This is a genomic window from Halanaerobium sp. (assembly GCF_003070835.1).
The window spans coordinates 25,164-31,854 of record NZ_QBLR01000018.1 but is presented as its reverse complement, the minus strand read 5'-3'; the positions used below and the strand labels follow the sequence as shown (position 1 = coordinate 31,854).

Here is a 6,691-nt window from a genome sequence, read left to right as displayed (position 1 = left end):
TTATTAAACTGATTTAGCTTTTGAATAGCATTTTCTATAGTATTTAAACTATAAAAGTCTAATTTTTTAGCCGGAGCCATAATTATACTCCTATAGGGATTCTGAGCAGGTTTAACACTACCTGCCAACGGATGAGATATTAATTTCCAATTTTGGTGTACTAAATCCCTACTTTTATTATAGACATCAGAAAGGTTATCCACAAAATCAATTTTTAGTTCTTCAAATTTTTCTTTTATTTTAGGATTATTTGTAATGATAACTAGCTCTTTCATAAACTCCTCCTTTTGGGAACAAAAAAAACAGAGCAGCAATGGAGTAATAAACCCATTACTGCTCTGTCCGTAGACCTGAGAGATTATCTGTATAAAACAGATTGCTCCTTCGGTGTTTTTGAAATAACAAACTTTCCAGAGTTATGTCCAGATACGGTCCTTTTTACCTGAGAGTTTCAATTTTTATTTTGAGCAAATAAAAATTTTACTCCTTCGGCGGCATAAAAGTATGCTCTCTCCTGTATCCTTCAACCATAATATTTAACTTTATAAAATATTTTTTTCACAATTACTTGCAATTATTATTATACAGAAACAAAATTGTTTTGTCAATTTATTTTTCATAAATTTTTATAATATTAAGTTTTTATTAAAACTCTAATAAAGAAGAATCCCTTTCTAAGAAAGAAAATCCAACTAAGTCAAAGACTTAGTTGGATAGGTTTACTAATTCAATTTTATCTTAATTCCATTTTATTTTAATTCCCTTTTCTCCTTTTTCAGCTTTTGCAATCACAGCTGCTTCAATATCTTCAGTATAAAGATCAATTAAGAAATCTGCTGCATCTTCTTCTGCTACTGAAATTAAGAGCCCACCTGAAGTCTGGGGATCATACATTAAATCATAAAGCGTCTGATCTCTTTCACCACTTTCAGCTACAAACTCCTGATAATTATCTCTATTTTTATAAGCACCTGCTGGCAGCAGTCCAAATTCACTGAATTCTCTTGCATCTGCAAAAACAGGGATCTCTGCAGCATCAATTTGAATTTCTAAACTGCTGTTTTCAGACATTTCAAGTAAATGACCAATCAAACCAAAACCTGTTACATCTGTACAAGCATTGATCTGATATTGATCAAAATAGTTTAAAGCTCTGTTATTTAAAGTTAACATCGACTTTACTGCTGGATTATTCTCAGCATCTTCTATAAAACCACCTTTAAGTGCAGAAATCATAACACCTGTTCCCAGTGGTTTGGTTAAAAGAATAAGGTCTCCTTCTTTAATGCCAGAGTTACTTAGCAGATCATCTGGATGAACTATACCTGTTACAGAAAGTCCATATTTAGGTTCTTCATCTACTACAGTGTGACCACCACATAAATTGGCACCTGCTTCTTTGACCTTATCAGCACCACCCTGCAGAATACGCGAAAGAATTTTCCCCTCTAAACAGGAAGGAAAACCTACTATATTCATTGCTAAAATAGGCTGACCACCCATCGCATATACATCACTTAAAGCATTTGCAGCAGCAATCTGACCAAACAAATAAGGATCATCTACTACTGGGGTGAAAAAATCAAGGGTCTGAATCAAAGCAAGATCATCAGTCAAACTATAAACAGCCGCATCATCTGCTTTATCTAAACCAATCAGTAATTTTTCCGGATCAGCAGGAAAACTAACATGACGCAGAACCTGCGCCAGAGCCCTAGGGCCCATCTTAGCTGCTCAACCAGAAGTTTTACTATAATCAGTTAACTTTATTTTTTCCATTTTAACACCAACTTTCTAGTTGTAAATCTAATAATTCATTTCAAAAAGCTTAAAGCTTACTCTAGCTTAAACTGTAACAACATCTCTGCGGTTAAGGTTATCAGCAATTTCAAACATATTACTTATTTCTCCTACCCCTACTTCTGCCTGCAGTCCATAATAATCAACACAGGTTCCACAAAGAAGTATTTCAACTCCCTGCTCCTCAAGTTCTTTTAGATAAAAAACTATATCTTCTTTGGTCGCTAATTTAACTCCAGAATTAAGGAAAATAATTTTTTCAGGTAGAGGGTCTAATTCTTTGATAGTAGAAATAAAACCTTTAATTAAGATTTGACCCAATTCTCGCTCTCCATCTCCCATAGTATCTGATGGAATTAAATAAATTTTAGCTCCATTATTTTCTGATTCTGAGCCATCAGTTTCGTTGTCACTACTTTTTTTCTTTTTAAACATGACTTTAAATTCTGTTTCTGATTCTTCGACAACTGAAACTTCAGCTCCCATTTTCTTACCTAATTTAGTTAAATTTGAAGCAGCAGTCTGATTATCAACAATCACCAGTACTTCCTGATTAGAAGTTATAGCTTTTTTAGCAAGTACAACTGGTTTGGGACAGGCTAAACCTTTAGCATCAATTTCTTTCATTAGCAATTCCTCCAATTTTTTAATTAATTATAATCTCAAATTTTACTCTATATATTCTAGATCTAATTCTTTACATATTTTTTTAGCAGCCACATAGGCCATCTCACCCGTAAAATCAACACATTGTTTAATATGATCTTTAGAGCCAAGTTTATAATCTTTAGTTAAAACTCTGCAGCAGAGAGAACCATGTGCATCTCTAAAATAATCATGTAATTCAGCTGAAAGCTCCATTGTCTTATTTACTTTATTGCTTCCTGCCTGCCTTCTACCAAAAAAATAGCCAAGCATCATCTGAGCCCCAATGACTGCTCCACAACTACAGCCAGAATTACCCATGCCAACAGGAAACGCAGAAGCCATAGCTATTACATCATCTGATAGATCAAGGTTGAATTCTTCAATAAAAGTTTTAATTATCGATTCCGAACAGTAAAAATCACCGTTTTGATAATAATTTTCTGCTTTTTCTTTGATACTGTTGAGATCAATTATATCATCTTCAAAATTCTTATGCATTTCACTATAGTCTGGGCCAAAAATGATTGATTTTAATTTGTTTATCATCCTAATATCCCTCTATTCTTAAATTATATGACTACTTTATTGATTTTATCAATAATAGTATTTAATTTCAATTTTATCTTATCATTTTCAAACTTTAATCTTTTTGAAGTTTTCTCCCTCAATTTGGTATATATCCTCATATTCTATTTGATTATCACTACAAACTTCTTTAACTCTTTCTAAATCTCGGGCATTAATTCTTCCCGATAAACCACAGGAAGAACTAATCTGTCTTGGCACTGGAGTGATTTTTACATTTATTTCACTACTTTTTAGCTCTCTTTCAAATGCTAAAGCCAGATGAGTCGAATAAAAAGTAAAGATTATATTATACTCTTTCAAAATTTTTGCTCCTTTATAATAAATTTAATGTCTTCAAACTAAAATAATGATAACTCAAAAAATTATTATTTTAAAATTTGCAGCATTTTATTTAGTACTTGTTCTTTGAGATTAAAGCTGCCCCAATAGCACCAGCAAATTGAGAATTTGAATAACTAAAGACTTTTGTCTGCAGCTTTTTACTCAGCTGATTTTTAATAACTTCACTTTGAGCCAGACCACCTGTGAAAAGAACATCTTCCTGAAAAGTAATCTTGCTCAACAAAATATTAATTCTATTGATAATCGAATCAATAATACCCCCAGCTATTTCGCTTTTGCTGACTCCATCAGCTAAAAGAGAAATGATTTCTGACTCTGCAAAAACAGCACACATACTGCTAATTTTAGCTTTTTTATCATCTTTTATTAAATTATCCAGGTTATCAATTTGTTCTTCTAGAGAATTGATTGTCATCTCCAAAAATTTTCCTGTTCCAGCAGCACATTTATCATTCATCACGAAATCAATAACATCACCATCATCATTTAAAGATATTACTTTACTATCCTGACCACCTATATCAATGATCGTTCTAATCTTATTATTAAGATAATAACCGCCTTTACCATGACAGGTTATTTCGGTCACAGTTTTATCAGCAAACTGCTGGGAAACTCGGCCATAACCGGTTGCTACAACTCCCTTTATATCTTTAGCTTTCAAATTATTAGCCTCTAATAAATAATTGAGTGTTTGTTCCCCACTTTTTTGAGGATTCCAGCCCGTAGGTAATAACTGCTTATCCACAATTTGATCTTTAAAAAGAACTCCTTTACAGCCAACTGAACCAATATCAATTCCAATATAATACATTTTATATCTCCTTTACAGCATTTCTAAAAATGCAGTTAAACGAGTTGCTAATTGACCCTTATCTGATTCTGAATAATCTGTTTCAATATTGATATAAGGAGTATTAGATTCTTTAAGCTCGTCTTTAATTCTTTTTGTCTCAACATTATAAGTATGGCAGGCCTGTAAAATCATATCTACAACTCCATCAACCTGGTACTCTTCTACCAATCTGTTTATTAACTCAACCCGATTATCATTAGGACTCATACAAGAACAGGGCGTATTTAAATATTTTTCTGCAATTGCATCGATTGGATTTTTGTCCTGATCTACAGTATCTTCATTCGGCTTTAAACCAGTACAATTTTCCAAACAGACTACAGAACCCCCATTGTTTTCAATTGCTTCAATAACTTTTAAGGTTGCAGCCCCCATTGGACAGCCTGTAACTAAAATACGGGGAGCCTCTGCACTAATTCTTTTTTCTCCCTGATTATACTTAGCTAATACTTCTTCAGTTATTGCTTTTGTTCTCTCATTTGCTATTTCTTTATCAAATGTATAATTAGATCTATTTAAAACTTTAAAAATTTCAGTTCCATAAATCGGAGAAGGATTTAATTTTGCCAGCTCATAAAATTCTTTTAAGGTATTTCTTTCTTCATTTTTAATTTTTATTTCTGCCTCTAAACGCTCTTCGGTAATTTTTGTCTCAAATTTTTCTTCTAATCTTTCTTTTAATAATACTACTTCATTTTTCCAAAATTCAAAATCAGCTTCTCGCTCAGATGATTGAGGTAGCTGCATCACATGAACAGGTGTCACTTCATCTAAGTATTCGTACATTTTTTTCTTGCCATCACAGGTTGTTTCACCAACAATAATATCTGCAAAATGAAAATATGGGCATTTATCGGTAATTGCAAATCCATAACTTGATTTGATCAAGGGACATAAATTTCTGGGCAAATCTTTTTCTGCCTCATCAATGGTGTCATTGCTTGTGCTGCAGAGGGTTACCGGTACTGCAGCAGCTGCTCTAATAACTTCATAAGGGGTGAAAACACAATAGGTACCCACAACATTCTTCCCTTCTTTTTCTACCATATCCTTCATTGCAATTGGACCATGTCCTTCTAATTCTCCATCTAAAGCGTCAAAAATTTCTTCTATACTCTGCATAATTTATTTTCCTCCAATTTTTTAGTTTAGTGTCTTTTATTTTTTAAATCAGTATTCCAGATCATTTATAAAAATTATATATTTTTTTAGCAATTAATATTTTTAAAAGTTGTCTTCCATATTTTTGAATACCTCAGCCCAGGACCATCTTTTAACTGTTTCTCTAAACTCTGGCCCATCCAAATCATTTCCACTTCTTAGTCTATCAATCTGGTTTTTAAGTCCAATCTTTAAACGATTTTCAAAATCAAACAATTCGGATTCCACTGGAATATGTGATTCTTTTAATTGAGGAAGTTCCACATATTCTACAGCTCCAGTCTTATTTATCTGATTTCCCAGCCAGCTTTTAACTCCTGCTAGATCAGTAGTTACTACTCGCAAGCCAGAAGCTAAAGCTTCAATTAATACCAGCGGCAGACCTTCGGAAAAAGAAGCTAAACAAAAAATATCAGATTTTCTAAATATTTTTCCTAATTTAACCTGAGAAACAACTCCCGGCATTTCAATCGAACAATCGGCTGCTAATGCTAATTTTTTTATACATTCTGCTTCTTCTCCACTGCCGCCACCTACAAGTTTAAGTTCTAAATCAAATTCAGAACTAAGTTTGCTGCAGACACGAATCAGAGATTTAAGTCCTTTAGCAGAACTTAGCTTACCGGCATAAACAATCTGTATTGGTTTTGAAGACTGACTCTTATCTGAAGGATAAAAGATATCAGAATCATAACCACTGCCAACGACTGAAATCCTTTCAAGGTTAATATCATATAGACGGCTTATTTTTTGTTTCTGATCACTATGGAGTGCAAAAATTATATCAATTTTTTTACAGCCTGCAGTAACATAATCAGCAAATTTTTCAGCTTGTTTTAACTGTCTTAATCCAGTTCCATGACAGATGGCTTTAATTGGAATCTCAGTCACTAACTCCGAAATCAAAGAAGTCAAAATCCAAAGATGATGAGCTAAAATCAGATCTGGCTTAAATTCTTCCACTGCTTTAGTTATTTCTTCTTTGAATCCTGCTTTCCACTTTTTAAGCATTTCAGCTGTTAAATTTTTATATTTTTCACTCCGATAAGGCATAACATTACTCATTCCAACTACCGGAAAAGGAATTCTTTCAGTTTCAAATTTAACTGGATAAAACTTCTGTTCAGCTATAGCTCCAAACTCAACTTTTCCTAAATCTGCTGGAACTCCACTGATAACTGCTTGTTCATATCCCTGTTCAGCTGCTATTTTGACTATATTCTGCAAAAAAATACCGCTACCTGTTTTTTCAGGACGTTGAGCTAAAATATGGAGTATCTTTTTCATCTTATCCCA

The 6,691-nt window shown here is 33.0% G+C and carries 8 protein-coding genes and 1 riboswitch; all 8 genes read right to left on the bottom strand.

From position 1 onward, the window contains the following. Positions 1–275 (bottom strand): GrdX family protein (locus tag CI949_RS03835; RefSeq protein ID WP_290763155.1); only part of this gene is annotated, 275 nt, incomplete at its 3' end. Between the two features lie 144 nt (positions 276–419). Beyond that, positions 420–527, bottom strand: a riboswitch (glycine riboswitch). 211 nt (positions 528–738) lie between these two features. Next, positions 739–1,779, bottom strand: a complete 1,041-nt coding sequence (selD, locus tag CI949_RS03830; RefSeq protein WP_290763153.1) for a selenide, water dikinase SelD — start codon at positions 1,777–1,779, stop codon at positions 739–741. Between the two features lie 66 nt (positions 1,780–1,845). Beyond that, positions 1,846–2,427 carry a sulfurtransferase-like selenium metabolism protein YedF gene (gene yedF / locus CI949_RS03825; protein ID WP_290763151.1) on the bottom strand — a complete coding sequence of 194 codons (582 nt, stop codon included), beginning with the start codon at positions 2,425–2,427 and terminating at the stop codon, positions 1,846–1,848. Positions 2,428–2,469: 42 nt separating this feature from the next. After that, positions 2,470–2,946: a C-GCAxxG-C-C family protein gene (locus CI949_RS03820; protein WP_365941432.1), complete on the bottom strand. Its 477-nt coding sequence runs from the start codon at positions 2,944–2,946 to the stop codon at positions 2,470–2,472. A gap of 135 nt (positions 2,947–3,081) precedes the next feature. Next, positions 3,082–3,336 (bottom strand): DUF3343 domain-containing protein, encoded by a 255-nt coding sequence (locus CI949_RS03815; protein WP_290763147.1) that lies wholly within the window; start codon positions 3,334–3,336, stop codon positions 3,082–3,084. A 91-nt stretch (positions 3,337–3,427) separates the two neighbouring features. Next, positions 3,428–4,192 (bottom strand): acyl-CoA dehydratase activase, encoded by a 765-nt coding sequence (locus tag CI949_RS03810; protein WP_290763145.1) that lies wholly within the window; start codon positions 4,190–4,192, stop codon positions 3,428–3,430. A gap of 12 nt (positions 4,193–4,204) precedes the next feature. Continuing rightward, on the bottom strand, positions 4,205–5,356 hold the full coding sequence (locus CI949_RS03805; protein WP_290763143.1) for a double-cubane-cluster-containing anaerobic reductase: 1,152 nt from the start codon (positions 5,354–5,356) through the stop codon (positions 4,205–4,207). Positions 5,357–5,458: 102 nt separating this feature from the next. After that, positions 5,459–6,682, bottom strand: coding sequence for a glycosyltransferase family 4 protein (locus CI949_RS03800; RefSeq protein WP_290763141.1), 1,224 nt, complete (start codon positions 6,680–6,682; stop codon positions 5,459–5,461). Positions 6,683–6,691 lie beyond the last annotated feature (9 nt).

Excerpts from the sequence above, each read along its gene's own strand:
- yedF (WP_290763151.1), bottom strand. The coding sequence starts at position 2,427 with ATGAAAGAAATTGATGCTAAAGGTTTAGCCTGTCCCAAACCAGTTGTA.
- CI949_RS03820 (WP_365941432.1), bottom strand. The coding sequence starts at position 2,946 with ATGCATAAGAATTTTGAAGATGATATAATTGATCTCAACAGTATCAAA.
- CI949_RS03810 (WP_290763145.1), bottom strand. The coding sequence starts at position 4,192 with ATGTATTATATTGGAATTGATATTGGTTCAGTTGGCTGTAAAGGAGTT.
- CI949_RS03805 (WP_290763143.1), bottom strand. The coding sequence starts at position 5,356 with ATGCAGAGTATAGAAGAAATTTTTGACGCTTTAGATGGAGAATTAGAA.
- CI949_RS03800 (WP_290763141.1), bottom strand. The coding sequence starts at position 6,682 with ATGAAAAAGATACTCCATATTTTAGCTCAACGTCCTGAAAAAACAGGT.